The organism is Burkholderia lata, from assembly GCF_902499025.1.
GTDB lineage: Bacteria > Pseudomonadota > Gammaproteobacteria > Burkholderiales > Burkholderiaceae > Burkholderia > Burkholderia lata_C.
This window is the reverse complement of the sequence record NZ_CABVPW010000010.1, coordinates 121688-138259: the sequence shown is the minus strand read 5'-3', so window position 1 is coordinate 138259 and position 16572 is coordinate 121688. Positions and strand designations below refer to the sequence as shown.

At 67.3% G+C, this 16572-nt stretch carries 11 protein-coding genes; 4 read left to right on the top strand and 7 right to left on the bottom strand.

Annotated elements, in window-relative coordinates:
- Window positions 1-105 precede the first annotated feature (105 nt).
- From prpF to prpB, 4 genes are all read right to left on the bottom strand, one after another.
- Entirely contained in the window at window positions 106-1296 is a 1191-nt protein-coding gene (gene prpF / locus BDI24065_RS12500; RefSeq protein ID WP_011353759.1) for a 2-methylaconitate cis-trans isomerase PrpF, read from the bottom strand.
- A gap of 26 nt (window positions 1297-1322) precedes the next feature.
- Window positions 1323-3917 (bottom strand): Fe/S-dependent 2-methylisocitrate dehydratase AcnD, encoded by a 2595-nt coding sequence (acnD, locus tag BDI24065_RS12495; protein ID WP_175031522.1) that lies wholly within the window; start codon window positions 3915-3917, stop codon window positions 1323-1325.
- Between the two features lie 81 nt (window positions 3918-3998).
- The gene (prpC, locus tag BDI24065_RS12490; RefSeq protein WP_175031521.1) at window positions 3999-5171 is read right to left on the bottom strand and encodes a bifunctional 2-methylcitrate synthase/citrate synthase; all 1173 of its coding nucleotides are present in this window, start codon (window positions 5169-5171) and stop codon (window positions 3999-4001) included.
- A gap of 358 nt (window positions 5172-5529) precedes the next feature.
- Window positions 5530-6423: a methylisocitrate lyase gene (gene prpB, locus BDI24065_RS12485; RefSeq protein WP_011353756.1), complete on the bottom strand. Its 894-nt coding sequence runs from the start codon at window positions 6421-6423 to the stop codon at window positions 5530-5532.
- A gap of 170 nt (window positions 6424-6593) precedes the next feature.
- Between prpB and prpR the strand changes: the two genes are divergently transcribed.
- Window positions 6594-8576: a propionate catabolism operon regulatory protein PrpR gene (prpR, locus tag BDI24065_RS12480; RefSeq protein ID WP_175031520.1), complete on the top strand. Its 1983-nt coding sequence runs from the start codon at window positions 6594-6596 to the stop codon at window positions 8574-8576.
- A gap of 32 nt (window positions 8577-8608) precedes the next feature.
- Here prpR and BDI24065_RS12475 read toward each other — a convergent pair whose 3' ends face one another.
- A complete protein-coding gene (locus BDI24065_RS12475; RefSeq protein ID WP_175031519.1) occupies window positions 8609-9253 on the bottom strand; it encodes a CGNR zinc finger domain-containing protein in 645 nt (214 codons plus the stop codon).
- A 253-nt stretch (window positions 9254-9506) separates the two neighbouring features.
- Between BDI24065_RS12475 and BDI24065_RS12470 the strand changes: the two genes are divergently transcribed.
- Complete coding sequence (locus BDI24065_RS12470; RefSeq protein WP_175031518.1) at window positions 9507-9890, top strand: VOC family protein; 384 nt, start codon at window positions 9507-9509, stop codon at window positions 9888-9890.
- A gap of 112 nt (window positions 9891-10002) precedes the next feature.
- On the opposite strand, the gene BDI24065_RS12465 is transcribed toward BDI24065_RS12470, so the two are convergent.
- On the bottom strand, window positions 10003-10851 hold the full coding sequence (locus BDI24065_RS12465; RefSeq protein ID WP_175031517.1) for an ureidoglycolate lyase: 849 nt from the start codon (window positions 10849-10851) through the stop codon (window positions 10003-10005).
- A gap of 665 nt (window positions 10852-11516) precedes the next feature.
- Between BDI24065_RS12465 and BDI24065_RS12460 the strand changes: the two genes are divergently transcribed.
- Both BDI24065_RS12460 and BDI24065_RS12455 read left to right on the top strand, forming a co-directional pair.
- A complete protein-coding gene (locus tag BDI24065_RS12460; protein ID WP_175031516.1) occupies window positions 11517-12338 on the top strand; it encodes an IclR family transcriptional regulator in 822 nt (273 codons plus the stop codon).
- Window positions 12339-12511: 173 nt separating this feature from the next.
- Entirely contained in the window at window positions 12512-13063 is a 552-nt protein-coding gene (locus BDI24065_RS12455) for a hypothetical protein (protein ID WP_085038080.1), read from the top strand.
- A gap of 689 nt (window positions 13064-13752) precedes the next feature.
- Here the strand turns inward: BDI24065_RS12455 and BDI24065_RS12450 are convergent.
- Entirely contained in the window at window positions 13753-16110 is a 2358-nt protein-coding gene (locus BDI24065_RS12450; protein ID WP_175031515.1) for a bifunctional acetate--CoA ligase family protein/GNAT family N-acetyltransferase, read from the bottom strand.
- Window positions 16111-16572 lie beyond the last annotated feature (462 nt).

Here is a 16572-nt window from a genome sequence, read left to right as displayed (position 1 = left end):
CGTGCGTCAACGCGACAAATAAAAAATCCCTGCGCCGCGGGGTCCGCTTCGCAGGGATCGGGTGAGCAGCGCTCATTCCGGCTGCGTTGCCGGAACCGGCAACGCTCAGAACGCGTCGCCCGGCACCCTCACCCAGCCTTCCATCAGCACGCGCGCGCTGCGGCTCATGATCGCCTTGGTGACGGTCCACTCGCCGTTCTCGAGCTGCGCTTCCGCGCCGACGCGCAGCGTGCCCGACGGATGGCCGAAGCGCACCGCATTGCGTTCGCCGCCGCCTGCCGCCAGGTTGACGAGCGTGCCCGGGATCGCCGCGGCCGTGCCGATCGCGACCGCCGCCGTGCCCATCATCGCGTGGTGCAGCTTGCCCATCGACATCGCGCGCACCAGCAGGTCGACGTCGCCCGCGTTCACACGTTTGCCGCTCGATGCGACGTAATCGGCCGGCTTCGCGACGAACGCGATCTTCGGCGTGTGCTGCCGCGTCGCGATTTCATCGAGCGTGTCGATCAGGCCCATGCGCAGCGCGCCATGCGCACGAATCGTCTCGAATTTCTCGAGCGCCTTCGCATCGCCGTTGATCGCGTCCTGCAGCTCGGTGCCCGTGTAGCCGATCGCTTCCGCTTCGACGAAGATCGTCGGGATCCCCGCGTTGATCATCGTCGCCTTCAACGTGCCGACGCCCGGCACCGCGAGATCGTCGACGAGGTTGCCGGTCGGGAACATCGAGCCGCCCGCGCCTTCTTCCTCGGCGGCCGGGTCCATGAATTCGAGCTGCACTTCGGCGGCCGGGAACGTGACGCCATCCAGCTCGAAGTCGCCCGTCTCCTGCACCGCGCCGTTCGTCACCGGCACATGCGCGACGATCGTCTTGCCGATGTTCGCCTGCCAGATCCGCACGGTCGCGACGCCGTCGCGCGGCACGCGCGCCGGATCGACCAGCCCGCCGCTGATCGCGAACGGGCCGACCGCCGCCGACAGGTTGCCGCAGTTGCCGGTCCAGTCGACGAAGGCCTTGTCGATCGAGACCTGCCCGAACAGGTAGTCGACGTCGTGGCCGGGCCGCGTGCTCTTCGACACGATCACCGTCTTGCTGGTGGACGACGTCGCGCCGCCCATCCCGTCGATCTGCTTGCCGTACGGATCGGGGCTGCCGATCACGCGCAGCAGCAGCGCATCGCGCGCGGCGCCCGGCGCCTGCGCGGCGTCCGGCAGGTCCTGCAGCCGGAAGAACACGCCTTTGCTGGTGCCGCCGCGAATGTAGGTCGCGGGAATCCTGATTTGAGGAGTGTGAGCCATGTGTGCGTTATCCCTGTGTGACGCGATCAAGCCGCCTGCGACGATTCGAGGAAGTCCTGCGCGAAGCGCTGCAGCACGCCGCCCGCTTCGTAGATCGACACTTCCTCGGCCGTATCGAGCCGGCACGTCATCGGCACCTCGACGCGCTCACCGTTCTTGCGGTGAATCACGAGTGTCAGGTCGGCGCGCGGCGTGCGCTCGCCGATCACGTCGAAGGTCTCGGTGCCGTCGATGCCGAGCGTCGTCCGGTTCGTGCCCGGCTTGAACTCGAGCGGCAGCACGCCCATCCCGATCAGATTCGTGCGGTGGATCCGCTCGAAGCCTTCGGCGGCGATCGCCTCGACACCCGCGAGCCGCACGCCCTTCGCGGCCCAGTCGCGCGACGAGCCCTGGCCGTAGTCGGCGCCGGCCACGACGATCAGCGGCTGCTTGCGATTCATGTACGTCTCGATCGCTTCCCACATCCGCATGACCTTGCCTTCCGGCTCGACGCGCGCGAGCGAGCCCTTCTTCACCGCGCCGTCGACGATCGCCATCTCGTTGATCAGCGTCGGGTTCGCGAAGGTCGCGCGCTGCGCGGTCAGGTGGTCTCCCCGGTGCGTCGCGTACGAGTTGAAGTCTTCTTCCGGCAGGCCCATCTTCGCGAGGTATTCGCCGGCTGCGCTGTCCAGCAGGATCGCGTTCGACGGCGACAGGTGGTCGGTCGTGATGTTGTCGCCGAGCACCGCGAGCGGGCGCATCCCCTGCAGCGTGCGTTCGCCGGCCAGCGCGCCTTCCCAGTACGGCGGACGGCGGATGTACGTGCTCTGCGCGCGCCATTCATACAGCGGCGCCGCACGCTCGCCCGCATCGGCGCTACGCGCGAACATCGGCTCGTAGACCTTGCGGAACTGCTCGGGCTTCACGCTCGACGCGACGATCGCATCGATCTCCTCGTCGGTCGGCCAGATGTCCTTCAGCGTGACCGGCTTGCCGTCCTGGTCGTGACCGAGCACGTCCTTCTCGATGTCGAAGCGGATCGTGCCGGCGATCGCATACGCAACGACCAGCGGCGGCGACGCGAGGAACGCCTGCTTCGCATACGGGTGGATGCGGCCGTCGAAGTTGCGGTTGCCGGACAGCACGGCCGTCGCGTACAGGTCGCGATCGACGATCTCCTGCTGGATCTTCGGGTCGAGCGCACCCGACATCCCGTTGCAGGTCGTGCACGCGAACGCGACGATGCCGAAGCCGAGCTTTTCCAGCTCCGGCAGCAGGTTCGCTTCTTCCAGGTACAGCTCGACCGCCTTCGAGCCGGGCGCGAGCGAGCTCTTCACCCACGGCTTGCGCGTGAGGCCGCGCGCATTCGCGTTGCGTGCGAGCAAGGCCGCTGCGATCACGTTGCGCGGGTTGCTGGTGTTCGTGCAGCTCGTGATCGCGGCGATGATTACCGCGCCGTCGGGCATCTCGCCCGCCTTCTCTTCCCACTGGCCGGCGATCCCGCGCGCGGCGAGATCGGACGTCGGCAGCCGCTTGTGCGGGTTCGACGGGCCGGCCATGTTGCGCACGACGCTCGACAGGTCGAACGTCAGCGTGCGCTCGTACTGCGCGTTGCTCAGCGTATCGGCCCACAGGCCCGCCGCCTTCGCGTAGGTCTCGACGAGCTTCACCTGCTCGTCGCTGCGGCCGGTGAGGCGCAGGTAGTCGGTCGTCTGGCCGTCGATGAAGAACATCGCGGCCGTCGCGCCGTATTCGGGCGCCATGTTCGAGATCGTCGCGCGATCGCCGAGCGTGAGGCTCGCCGCGCCTTCACCGCGGAACTCCAGGTACGCGCCGACCACCTTTTCCTTGCGCAGGAATTCGGTCAGTGCGAGCACGACGTCGGTCGCGGTGATGCCGGGCTGGCGCTTGCCGGTCAGCTCGACGCCGACGATGTCGGGCAGGCGCATCCACGATGCGCGGCCGAGCATCACGTTTTCCGCTTCGAGGCCGCCGACGCCGATCGCGATCACGCCGAGCGCGTCGACGTGCGGCGTGTGGCTGTCGGTGCCGACGCAGGTGTCCGGATACGCGACGCCGTCGTGCGCCTGGATCACCGGCGACATTTTCTCGAGGTTGATCTGGTGCATGATGCCGTTGCCCGGCGGGATCACGTCGACGTTCTCGAACGCCTTCTTCGTCCACTCGATGAAGTGGAAGCGATCCTCGTTGCGGCGATCCTCGATCGCGCGGTTCTTCGCGAACGCGTCCGGATCGAAGCCGCCGCATTCGACGGCGAGCGAGTGGTCGACGATCAGCTGCACGGGCACGACCGGGTTCACCTTGGCCGGGTCGCCACCGCCGTCGGCGATCGCGTCGCGCAGGCCGGCGAGATCGACGAGTGCCGTCTGCCCGAGGATGTCGTGGCACACGACGCGCGCGGGGAACCACGGGAAATCACGTTCGCGCTTGCGCTCGATGATCTGCTTCAGCGAATCGGCAAGGATCGCCGGATCGCAGCGGCGCACGAGGTTTTCGGCGAGCACGCGCGACGTGTACGGCAGCGTGTCGTAGGCGCCGGGCGCGATCGCTTCGACCGCGGCGCGCGCGTCGAAATAGTCCAGCGACGTGCCGGGCAGGGGTTTGCGGTTGGCGGTATTCATGGTGTGGGGCGGGAATCTGGGTATGACATCCCGCGCGCACCGGCCGCCCGCATCACGGGCGCCGGCGCGCGCGGCGGACGATCAACGCTTCTCGATCGGCACGAACTGCAGGTCTTCCGGGCCCGTGTAGTTCGCGCTCGGGCGGATGATCTTGTTGTCGATGCGCTGCTCCATGATGTGCGCGCTCCAGCCGGACGTGCGCGAGATCACGAACAGCGGCGTGAACATCGCGGTCGGCACGCCCATCATGTGATACGACACCGCGCTGAACCAGTCGAGGTTCGGGAACATCTTCTTCGCGTCCCACATCACCGATTCGAGGCGCTCGGCGATGTTGAACAGCTTCAGGTCGCCCGCTTCCTTCGACAACTTGTTCGCGACGCCCTTGATCACCTTGTTGCGCGGATCGGAGATCGTGTAGACCGGGTGGCCGAAGCCGATCACGACTTCCTTGTTCTCGACGCGGCGGCGGATGTCCGCTTCGGCATCGTCCGGCGAGCTGTAGCGGCTCTGGATCTCATACGCGACTTCGTTCGCGCCGCCGTGCTTCGGCCCGCGCAGCGCGCCGATCGCGCCGGTGATCGCCGAGTAGATGTCCGAGCCCGTGCCCGCGATCACGCGGCCGGTGAACGTCGACGCGTTGAATTCGTGCTCCGCATACAGGATCAGCGACGTGTGCATCGCCTCGACCCACGACTTCGACGGCGTCTTGCCGTGCAGCAGGTGCAGGAAGTGGCCGCCGATCGAGTCGTCGTCGGTTTCGGTCTCGATGCGCTTGCCGTTGTGCGAGAAGTGATACCAGTACAGCAGCATCGAGCCGAGCGATGCCATCAGGCGGTCGGCGATGTCGCGCGCGCCCGGCAGGTTGTGGTCGTCCTTCTCCGGCAGCACGGTGCCGAGCACCGACACGCCCGTGCGCATCACGTCCATCGGGTGCGCGGATGCCGGGATCTGTTCGAGCGCCGTCTTCAGCGCGCTCGGCAGGCCGCGCAGCGCGCGCAGCTTGGTCTTATATGCGGCCAGCTCGGTCAGGTTCGGCAGCGTGCCGTGCACGAGCAGGTGCGCAATTTCCTCGAATTCGCACGACTCGGCGACGTCGAGAATGTCGTAGCCGCGGTAATGCAGGTCGTTGCCGGTCTTGCCGACCGTGCACAGCGCCGTATTGCCGGCCGTCACGCCCGACAGCGCCACCGACTTCTTCGGCTTGAATGCGCCTGCGGCGGCCGGTGCTGCTGCGTCTTTCGTCTCGCTCATGTTTCTGCTCTCCAATGTGTATCGGGGGTATCGGTGGTCGGTTGAACCGGCGCCGCGGCGCCAGGCCCGACCGATGCAAAGCTGCCGGCCGGACCTGGTGCTTCAGCGCCTGGTGCGGCCCCACACAAAGCTGTCGGCCGGACTTGGCGCTTTAGCGCCCGGTGCGGCCCCATGCAAAGCTGTCGGCCGGACTTGGCGCTTTAGCGCTTGGTGCGGCCCCATGCAACGCTGTCGGCCGGACTTGGCGCTTTAGCGCTTAGTGCGGCCCCATGCAAAGCTGTCGGCCGGACTTGGCGCTTTAGCGCTTAGTGCGGCCCCATGCAAAGCGCTCCGGAATCGAGTCCCGGCGCGTGGGCGCTTACTTCTTGCCCTGCGCGAACAACTCGTCGAGCTTGCGCTCGTATTCGTGATAGCCGAGGAAGTCGTACAGCTCGGCGCGCGTCTGCATCGTCGGCACGGCTGCCTTCTGCGTGCCGTCGCGGCGCAGCGTCTCGTAGAAGTTCAGCGCGGCCTTGTTCATCGCGCGATACGCGCCGCAGCAATACAGCGCGATGTCGACGTTCGCCTCGCGCAGCTCGTCGAGCGTGAACAGCGGCGTCGAGCCGAATTCGGTCAGGTTCGCGAGGATCGGCACCTTCACGGCTGCCTTGAAGCGGCGGTAGTCGTCGAGCGACTTCATCGCTTCCGGGAAGATCATGTCCGCGCCGGCTTCGACATAGGCCACCGCGCGCTCGATCGCCGAGTCGATCCCTTCGGCGGCGGCGGCGTCGGTGCGCGCCATGATCACGAACTGGTCGTCGGTACGCGCATCGACCGCGGCCTTGACGCGATCGACCATTTCTTCGACCGGCACGACTTCCTTGCCCGGACGATGGCCGCAGCGCTTCTGGCCGACCTGGTCTTCCAGGTGCACGGCCGCGACGCCGGCCTTGATGAACGAGCGCACCGTGCGCGCGATGTTGAACGCACCGCCCCAGCCCGTATCGATGTCGACCAGCAGCGGCAGGTCGGTTGCGTTGGTGATCCGGTTCGCGTCGATCAGCACGTCTTCCATCGTGCTGATGCCGAGGTCGGGGATCCCGAGCGAGTTCGCGGCGACGCCGCCACCCGACAAATACACGGCCTTGAAGCCGACGGCCTGCGCCATCTTGGCCGCGTACGCGGTGATCGCGCCGACCACCTGCAGCGGCTGCTCTGCCGCGACTGCCGCGCGGAATTTCGCGCCGGCGCTCTGAAGATGCGTATTGCTCATGAACGGCCTCCTGAAGGAACGACCATTAACAGCAAGGACCGGGCCAGCTCGCGCAACGCCGCTAACCCACTGATTCTTAAGCAACTGGCACGGGCGACGGAATGCCCGGCGATTTCGATTCGGCAATTTCATGTTTCAAAAATGAAATCGCACGCGCATAATCGACCGTCATGGACCTCTCCTCGACCAAGCCCGTCGGCCCGGCCGATCGCGCGGCGCGCCCGCGCATCTGGGCGATGGGCATCAGCCGCCTGCGCGAACTGTTTCGCGAGATCGCCGGCGAATTCGACGAACGCGCCGACGTGCGCATCGTGACGCGCGCCTATGAGGATGCGCTCAGCGCGATCGCCGAGGCCGGCGCCGCGCGGCCCGACGTGATCGTCGCGGCCGGCTCGAACGGCGCCTTCCTGAAGACGCGTGCGCAGGTGCCGGTGGTGGTCGTGTCGCCGACCGGTTTCGACGTGATGCAGGCGCTCGCGCGCGCCCGGCGAGATGCGTCGCGGATCGCGCTCGTCAGCGCCGGGGAAACGCCGCCCGAAGTGCGCCGCTTCGTCGCCGCGTACGGCCTCGACGTGCAGTTTGCGTCATATCAGTCCGCACAGGAAGCGGAAGCCTGCGTGCACGAGCTGCGCGACCGCGGCATCGAGACGATCGTCGGGCCCGGCCTCGTCACCGATCTCGCGGCCAGCGCCGGCATGGGCGCGGTGTTCCTGTATTCGCACGCATCGGTCCGCAAGGCCGTCGATACCGCGCTCGAAGTCGCGTATGCGACGCACGCCGAGGCGTTTCGCCGCCAGCGGCTCGACAACCTGCTCCAGCATCTGCGCGACGGCGTGGTCGCGCTCGACGCGCGCGGTCGCGTGGAAGCGATCAACGAGCGGCTTGCGTCGGCGCTCGGGGTCGAACCCGCGGCGGCCGTCGGCCGCGCACTCGTCGACCTGCGCCCCGAGCTGCGCACGCTGCGCGGCGAGGACGGCGACGCGCTCGCGACCGTGCGCGGCGTGCGCTACGTCGTGCATCGCGGGCCGCTCGTCGATCGCGGCGTCACGTCGGGCAGCGTGCTGACGTTCCAGGAGTCGCGCGCGGTCGAGCGGCTCGACCGCGCGCTGCGTTCGCAGCCCACCACGCAGCAGTTCGCGGCACGCTACGCGCTCGACGACGTGGTCGGCGCATCGGCGCCGATGGCGCGCGTGCGCGATCTCGTGCGCCGCTACGCGAAATCCGACGCGACCGTACTCGTGCTCGGCGAAAGCGGCACCGGCAAGGAAATGATCGCGCAAAGCCTGCACGCGCTGTCCGCGCGGCGCAGCTACCCGTTCGTCGCGGTCAACTGCGGCGCGTTTCCGGAAGCGCTGCTCGAGAGCGAGCTGTTCGGCTATGAGGAAGGCGCGTTCACCGGTGCGCGGCGCGGCGGCAAGACCGGCCTGTTCGAAGCCGCCCACCGCGGCACGCTGTTTCTCGACGAGATCGGCGAGATGCCGCCGTCGCTGCAGAGCCGGCTGCTGCGCGTGCTGCAGGAGCGCGAGGTGATCCGCCTCGGTTCGACCGAGCCGATCCGCATCGACGTGCGCGTGATCGCCGCGACGCACCGTCCGCTGCTCGCCGCCGTCGAGGCCGGCACGTTCCGCGCGGATCTCTATTACCGGCTCAACATCCTGAACGTCGGGCTGCCGCCGCTGCGCGAGCGCGCCGCCGACATCCCGGCGCTCGCGGCCACGCTGCTCGTGCAGGCCGCACGACGCGAGGCACGCCTCGCCGAACGCCTGCGCGATGCCGACGACGCCGCGCGCGTGCTCGGCGCGACGCAGGCCGCACTCGCACGCTACCGGTGGCCCGGCAACGTGCGCGAACTGCAGAACGTGATCGAGCGGATCGCGGTGGAGCTGGCCGAGGAAGCCGACGAAAACGATCCCGCCGCCGCCTGCGGCGCGCTCGATCCCGACGCGCTGCAGGCGATCGCGCCCGAGCTGTTCGCGGCGTCACCCGACACGGCCGACAGCGACGATGCGCAGACACTGCAAGCGCGCCGCCGTCGCGCGGAAGCCGACGAGATCCGCGCGGTACTCGACGCATGCGGCGGCGACCGCGACCGCGCGTGCGCGATGCTCGGCATCAGCAAGACGACGCTGTGGCGAAAATTGTCGGCGAAATAGGGACGGCCGCCGCGCCGTGAACGAACCGGCCGTCAGTCGGCCTTGTGATAGTGGCGGTACGCCTTCGCGCGATTGCCGCACGACGACATCGAACACCAGCGGCGGCTGCCGTTCTTGCTGTCGTCGATGAACAGCCACTGGCAGGCGTCGTTCGCGCAACGCTTGACCTTCGCTAGCCGCGCACCGCCGAGCAGGTCGATCGCCGACCACAGCACCGGGCTCAGCAGCCCGGCCAGCGTTGCACGCCCCTCCCCGATCCGCCACGCATAGCCGCCATCGATGCGCGCCAGCGCGACGCGCGGCGCGGCTTCCGCCAGGAAGCCGCCGAGCAGCGCGAGATCGTCGGCGAGCGGCTCGCGCTGCTCGGCCTGCGCATGAAAGAGCCGGTACAGCGCCTCGCGCAATGCGAGCGCGCGCGCCAGCATCGCCGGCTCCCCCTCCTCTTCGCCGCGCGCGCGGCACGCTTGCGCGAGGCCGGCCGGCACGCCGGCCTGCTCGCGACACCATGCCAGCAGGTCGTCCATCGTGCCGAAGGTTTCCGTCGGCGGGTCGCTGCCGCGCCAGTACAGCGTGTTCGCGAAATCGATGCTCAGGGTTTCGGGCGGTGCCGGAATCAGGCAGTCCATCGTGACGGAAGGTTGCGTTTTGCTCATGACGCGATCGTATCTAACCATCATGCCGGTTGACAAGCATCCGGGTGCTTTCTAACATAACCAGCATGGTAGTTATAAAAAGGTTTGCTGCACTGACACCCACCTCAGTTCAAGGAGCCACAGATGATCGATCGCCTTTTGTCCGGCGTTATCCACAACAACCGAGGCCGCGCGTTCTACGACAGCACACTCGGCCCACTCCGCTACAAGCGGCTGGCATGGTGGTTATAAGCAGGTTTGCCGCACTGACGTCCCTCTTCAGTCCAAGGAGCCACACATGATCGATCACCTTTCGTTCGGCGTTGCACACATCGGCCGCAGCCGGGCGTTCTACGACAGCACGCTCGGCGCGCTCGGCTACAAGCGGCTGTATAGCGACGATGACTCCATCGGGTACGGCGCGACCGAGCCGCAGCTGTGGTTGCAGCACGCGGCTCACCCCGTTGCCGCCGATCCCGACTCGGGGATGCACCTGTCATTCAAGGCCGCTTCGCCCGTCGAGGTCGACGCGTTCTATCGCGCCGCACTCGAGCACGGCGGCCAGGACAACGGCGGGCCCGGCAAGCGCGAACACTACGGCCCCGGCTACTACGCAGCGTTCGTCGTCGATCCCGACGGGTATCGGCTGGAAGCGCATTGCGAACTCGACAACGTCGTGTGATCGCGCACGCGTAACAACGCCAAGGGCCCGATTCCGCGCAATGCGGAATCGGGCCCTTGTCTTTGAATCATCGATATCCGGCGATCGTTCGACGGGATCGCCGGATGCGCGCTTATCGCGCGTCGCGCGTGCGCTGCATCTGCTCGCCAAGCCCTTCGACACCGAGGCGTATCGTCTGGCCGGCCTTGAGGAATACCGGCGACGGCTTGATGCCCATGCCGACGCCCGGCGGCGTGCCGGTCGTGATCACGTCGCCCGGCTGCAGCGTCATGCAGCTCGACAGATACGCGATCAGCTGCGCGACGGTGAACACCATCGTGCGCGTGTTGCCGTTCTGATAACGGTGGCCGTCGATTTCGAGCCACAGGTCGAGACGCTGAGGATCGGGTACTTCGTCGCGCGTGACGAGCCACGGACCGATCGGGCCGAACGTGTCGAAGCCCTTGCCCTTGTCCCACTGGCCGCCGCGCTCGATCTGCCATTCACGCTCGGACACGTCGTTGACGACGCAGTAGCCCGCGACGTAATCGAGCGCGCGCGCTTCGTCGACGTCCTTGCAGGTCGCACCGATCACGACGCCCAGCTCGACTTCCCAGTCGGTCTTGACCGAGCCCTTCGGAATGTCGATGCCGTCGTTCGGGCCGCAGATCGAGCTCGTCCACTTGCCGAACACGACCGGCTCCTTCGGCACCGGCATGCCGGCTTCGGCCGCGTGATCGGCGTAGTTCAGGCCGATGCCGATGAACTTGCCGACCTGGCCGACGCACGCGCCGATGCGCGGCTCGCCTGACACGAGTGGCAGCGTGGCCGGATCGATCGCGCGCAGCCGCGCGAGACCCGCGTCGGACAGCACGTCGCCGGACAGATCCGGCACATGCGCGGACAGGTCGCGAATCCGGCCGTCCGCGTCGAGAATACCGGGCTTTTCCTGGCCGGACGGGCCATAGCGAAGCAGTTTCATCGTGGTCAACCTCTGTTGTCGAATGGGACAGGATACCGGCCGACTCGGCCTTCAGTGGCCGCGCACCGGACTGATTGTCGATCGTCGATTGCGCGCGTCGGCGCCGCATCCGGCATGCCGTCGACGCGCGAGGGTCGCGCGGGCGCAGCGATCGTGGCGCCGCACGGAAGTACGGCGCGCATCGAACGGGCGGCCGCCGGTCTGCGCATCGGCGACGACGGCCCGGCACCCGCGACATGGTCCGGCCCGTACCGGCCGGCTTCACGCGCGGCCGCACCGTCGTTGGCCCGCCAGCCTTTGTACCATCGGCCGCGCACCGTGAAATGACGCGCGACGGATACCGACTATTGGTGCGCCCGCGGACGCTGCGGCGCAGCATCGCGGGCGCCGCAGCCGCCTGATTTCCTTTCGAACACCTTGAACCGGTGCCACCTGTCATGAATAACGGGTATTCGGGGCTTCCCTGTCATCCCGAAACGGAATCGATCCGTTCTTGTCCGGTAACGATCGGTAAAAAGACGCTGCATTGCACACTAAATGTTTGTTGTTAAGCTCAAACGGATGGCGTTCGTCGCCACACGCGGACTCGACACAAGCATGTTGCAGAATCGGTCAGCGTGCGTCGCCAATCGATCGAAAGTAATCCCCCCAACTTCACACCGACAATGCAAACAACCAACGACCTGCTTCCCGGCTGCGACGCACGGGAATCGATGGGCGCAATCGACCGCTATCGCGCACCCGCGCTCGACAAGGGTCTCGACATTCTCGAACTCCTGTCGGAGCAGAAAGAAGGCCTCACCCGCACCGAAATCACGAAGGAACTCGGTCGCAACGCGAGCGAGATCTACCGGATGCTCGAACGCCTCGTCGCGCGCCGCTACGTGATGCGCTCGACCGGCGGCGACCGCTACACGCTCAGCCTCAAGCTGTTCTCGCTCGCGCACCGCCATCCGCCGATGAGCCGGCTGATCGCCGAGGCCTTGCCGCCGATGCAGCGTTTCGCCGATTCCTCCGAGCAATCGTGTCACCTGTCGGTCTACGATCGCGGCAACCTGCTCGTGATCGCGCAGGTCGACGGGCCCGGCCCGTGGGGCGTGTCGGTCCGGCTCGGCTCGCGCGTCGGGCTCGCCGATACGGCATCGGGGCGCGCGATGCTGGCGTTCCAGGGCGCCGAGCAGCGCGCGCACATGCTCGCCGAGCACCGCAAGGTCAAGGGCGAGGCGCCGCTGAACGAGCAGGAACTCGCGTATGCATGCCAGTCCGTCCGGCAGGACGGCTACCTGCGCCAGGACAGCCGCCAGGCGTACGGCGTGACTGACCTGACCGCACCGATCCTTGGGCCGTCCGGCCATGCGATCGCGGTACTGACCTGCCCGTACATGCGCCGGATCGATGCGCATATGGCGCCGCCCGTCGACACGGTCGTCGAAGGGTTGCGCGAGACGGCCGCCCATCTGTCGATGTACCGCGACGAGACCTGCTGACGCGCAGGCTCGGCGGAGCGCACCGGGCGCGGCGCAATCGCGTCGGCCCCGGTCGCTCGCCACATCTCTGCGGAGCGCGACGCACGGTGCCAGATCGTGCGTCCACGGCGCTACGCTAAAATAGCGGCCCTCTCAAAAACTACGGCGGCCGGTTGTCGCGGCCGTCGTGTCCGATGGATGTCATGGCCAAACTTCTGAACGATCAAGAATTCCAGCGTTTCTCCGAACTTCAGCAGAAGCAGGCAAGCTTCACGATCACGCCCGAAGAGGCGGACGAGCTGCGCGATATCGTCGCGCGCGCGCAGAAGAAGCGCGACGATCGTGCCACCGCAATGCAGGCGATCGAGAACTACATCGAGCAGTTCGACATCACGCCCGACGAACTCTTCTCGCCCGAGCAGATCGGCGACGCGGCCCGCACCTACGGGCTCATCACGGCGACCAAGAAGGAACGCACGCTGCCGCCGTCGATCACGTTCAACGGCAAGCCGTACCAGTGGACCAAGACACTTCCGGACGACGTGCGCGGCGCGCTGTTCGAAGCGTTCACGTCCGGTGAATCGGTCAAGCGCTTCATCGCGATGCCCAAGGACACCGCGCGCTGTGCACTGACGATCGCCCGCCTCGAGCGCGAAACCGGCGCCGTCTATGCCGATCCGCACCTCGAGGAACTCGCGATTTCGCGCGATCAGGTGAACGACGCGGCGTCGAAACTCGCTGCCTGAAAGTAATCGCGGGCACGGTTCATGCGTGCCCGCCCCCTGCGTAACGCCGGCCCGGGCCGGCACTGCGCTTGCGGGAGCCGTGCATCCGGACGCTCCCGAAAAGCCTCACCTTTGCGTCCCGCAAGCGCTCACCCAAGCCTCCCGAAAAAGCTCACCCAAGCTCCTGAATACTCTCACCCAAGTCTCCCGGATGTCCTCACCGACACGTCCCGCAGACCCTCACCGATGCGCCCCGGAAAGGCTCACCGGCGCCTCCCGCAGGTACTCACCGGCCACTCCCGGGAAGGCTCACCGAGAGCTCCCGTATCGGCTCACCAAGCGCTCCCGTATCAGCTCACCCCAACCTTCCCGGAGAAGCTCACCAGCGGCTCCCGAAAAGTCTCACCTTTTGGGCAAGTTCGAATTTTCGAGCGTGGAATACGGCGGTAAATGCGTGCGGACACCCCGCCGGAAACAGCGGTGCGGGACAGGTATCGCAGCAAGCGGCACGCTCAAGCGGTACGCTTCTCGGGTGCCAAATGAGCGTCGATATTTCCGTTGCAAACAGGCGCCGGCTCGTTCGAGGTTGCTTCGCTCAGGCGGCCGCCTCGAATGCTCTGCATTCCTGATTTTAAACAGCTGCAATGCACCGGGAGGCCGGAGACATCGGCTGCGCGCAACGTCTCCGTGCGTCAGGCCGCCGGCACACGCTACGGCTGCAGCTTCATCCTGAAGCCCACGACGCCGGGCTCCTCCGTCGTCGACACCGCAAAACCACACGCCTTCGCAAGCGAGATCATCGCCGAGTTCTCGCGCAGCGCCTCGCCGATCATCCATGCGGTTCCGCGCGAACGCGCGTAATCGATGATCCGCGCCATCATCAGCCGGCCGAGCCCCTTGCCTTTCTGATCGGGTCGTACCGCGATCGCGAACTCGGCTGTCTCGTTGTCGGGATCGGCCACTGCGCGCGCCACCGCGAGCGTGTGGTCGCGCCCCGACACATCGGTGAACGACACGATGAAGGCCATCTCACGGTCGTAATCGATCTGCGTCATGCGCGCCACCTGAGAATGATCGAAGCTGCGCACCGCGCCGAAGAAGCGCATCCGCAGATCGTCCGGCGTCATCGCGCCGAGCAGTTCGTTGTGCGCGGCCTCGTCTTCCGGACGGATCGGACGGATCGTCACCGTCTCGCCACGCCACTCGAGCGTCTGCTCGAGGTGGCGCGGATACGGCATGATCGCGAGCCGGCTGCGCCCCGCGGCCAGCGTGATGCGCGGCGCGATCACGTGTGCTCGGTCGGGCAGCACGCGCAGCGTGACCGACATCGCGACGACTTCGCGCACGTCGCAGACGACCTGCGACAGTGCCGTCAACGCGTCGAGCGTCGGCTCGATGGGCGTGCTGCGCGCATACGGCGAGCGCTCCATCACCGCGCGGGCGAGCACGGAGTTCAGCGGCGGCAGGCCATAGACGACGAACGGCGCCGATACGCCGTCCGCAGGCGGCACGGCATAGCGAAACACCGGGCCGAAGTTCGAATCGTCGTACATGTCGACCGTGACATCGACGACTTTCTTCCCGGCCGGCTCGGCGGCCGGCTCGCCCTGCAGGCCGAAATGGGACAGCCAGCGCAGCGCGGCCTCGCCGGCCAGCTCATGCTCGCCGGCTTCGACCATCCGGCGTGCGTCGGCCTGTGCGGATGCAACGCACTCGGCCGGCTGCGGCGGCGTACCCTCGGGCGTTTGCATCAGCAGTTGCCGCCCGAGGTTGTAGTCGACGAGACGCGCATACGCGCGCGCGAGCCGTTGCGGCGTAGTGTGAACAGGGATGCCGTTCGCGTGCAGTGCATCGCGCGTCGCCGCGTCGACCGCGCCGAAGAAACACGCGAGGATGCCGCGATGCGCGTACTGCCGCGATTCGATCAGCGTGTGCGCAACCGCATCGGCCGGCGCGCTGTGGGAAGTCGAATGGACGACGAACAGCGTGCCCGTTTGCGGGAACGGCGCGAGCGCCTTGATCGCCGCGGCGAAATGCTCGGGACGCGCATCGTCGCCCAGCGTGAGCGGATTGCCGGGTGACACGAGATGCGGCAGCGCGGCCGACACGGCCGACGTGGCCGCGGGTGACCAGTCGGCCAGCACGTCGCGCACCTCGGCCACCGCATCGACCGCGAGCTTCGCGACGCCCGCATCGCTCGTCACGAGCGTGGCCGCACCGCGTGCGGTGACGCGGCCGACGCCGAGCGTCTCGATTTCGTCGAGCAGATCGTCGAGCGCATCGACACGCACCATCCCCGCGCGCTGGAACGCCGCCGTATAGAGCGCGTCGCCCGGATCGGCGCGGCCGGTGCGCAAGGCGAGCACCGGCTTGTTGCGTGCGGCCGCGCGCGCGGCCGACATGAACTTGCGCGCTGCGCGCACGGTATCGAGTTCGAGCAGGATCGCGCGCGTGCCGGGATCGCTCGCGAGATAGTCGAGCACGTCGCCCGCATCGACGTCGGACTCGCTGCCAAGCGCCACGACATGTGAAAAGCCGAGGCCCCGCGCATCGGCCCAGCCGAGCACCGCGTTCGTCAGCGCATTCGATTGCGACACCCATGCAACGCCGCCCGATCGCGCCGTATAGGCCGGCGCACCGAAATGTGCATGCCGTGCAGGCGACAGCACGCCGAGGCTGCCGGGCCCGACGATACGGAGCACGAACGGCTTCGCCGCCTTCAGCGTGCGATCGAGCGCGGCGCGATCAGCATCCGTGCGCGCCTCGCCGACGATCACCGCGACGCGCGTGCCGAGCTCGCCGAGCTTGCGCACGATGCCGGCCCAGGTCGCTGGCGGTGTGCAGATCACGGCAACCGACGGCGGCGCGGGCAACCGGTCGACATCGGAAACGACCGCATGCCCGTGCAGGTCACGGTACTTCGGATTGACGGGCCACACGGGCCCCTGGAATGCACCGTCGAGCACGCGCGACCACACCATCGCGCCGATACTGCCCGCGCGCGACGACGCGCCGACAACCGCAACGGACTTGGGCTGGAACAACGCATCGAGATGGCGAACGGTCACATCGGCTCCCTGCGGTAACGAAAGACGACCCGATCGGCATGCGGCACGGAGAGGCCATACGCCGATCGACGCGAACCCAAAGCATAGGCGAAGCGCATGCGGCTGCCTATATGCCGAGCGGCCGACTATGCGACACACGTCAACGCTCGCACCATGGGTCTGCAACACGAACCAGGAAGCCTCTGCCGCACGCCGGCCGAGCACGTTCGCTCGGCACGCGCGGTGCAGGCATGCGGCGCGACGCTGCGTCCGCTTCCTCAAAGGTGAGGATTTACAGGAACCATGGTGAGACTCTTCGGGAATTGCACGGCGCCCCGCGCCAACACGCGAAAGGTGATCGGAATGCGCGGCACGCGTGCACCGCGAGAATGGCGCAGGCCCATGCGCATATGCTGCGCAATTGCACGGCTGTTTACCGGAATTCGCCGCGATATGCGGTCGAATCGCAGCGAATTCGCAAAA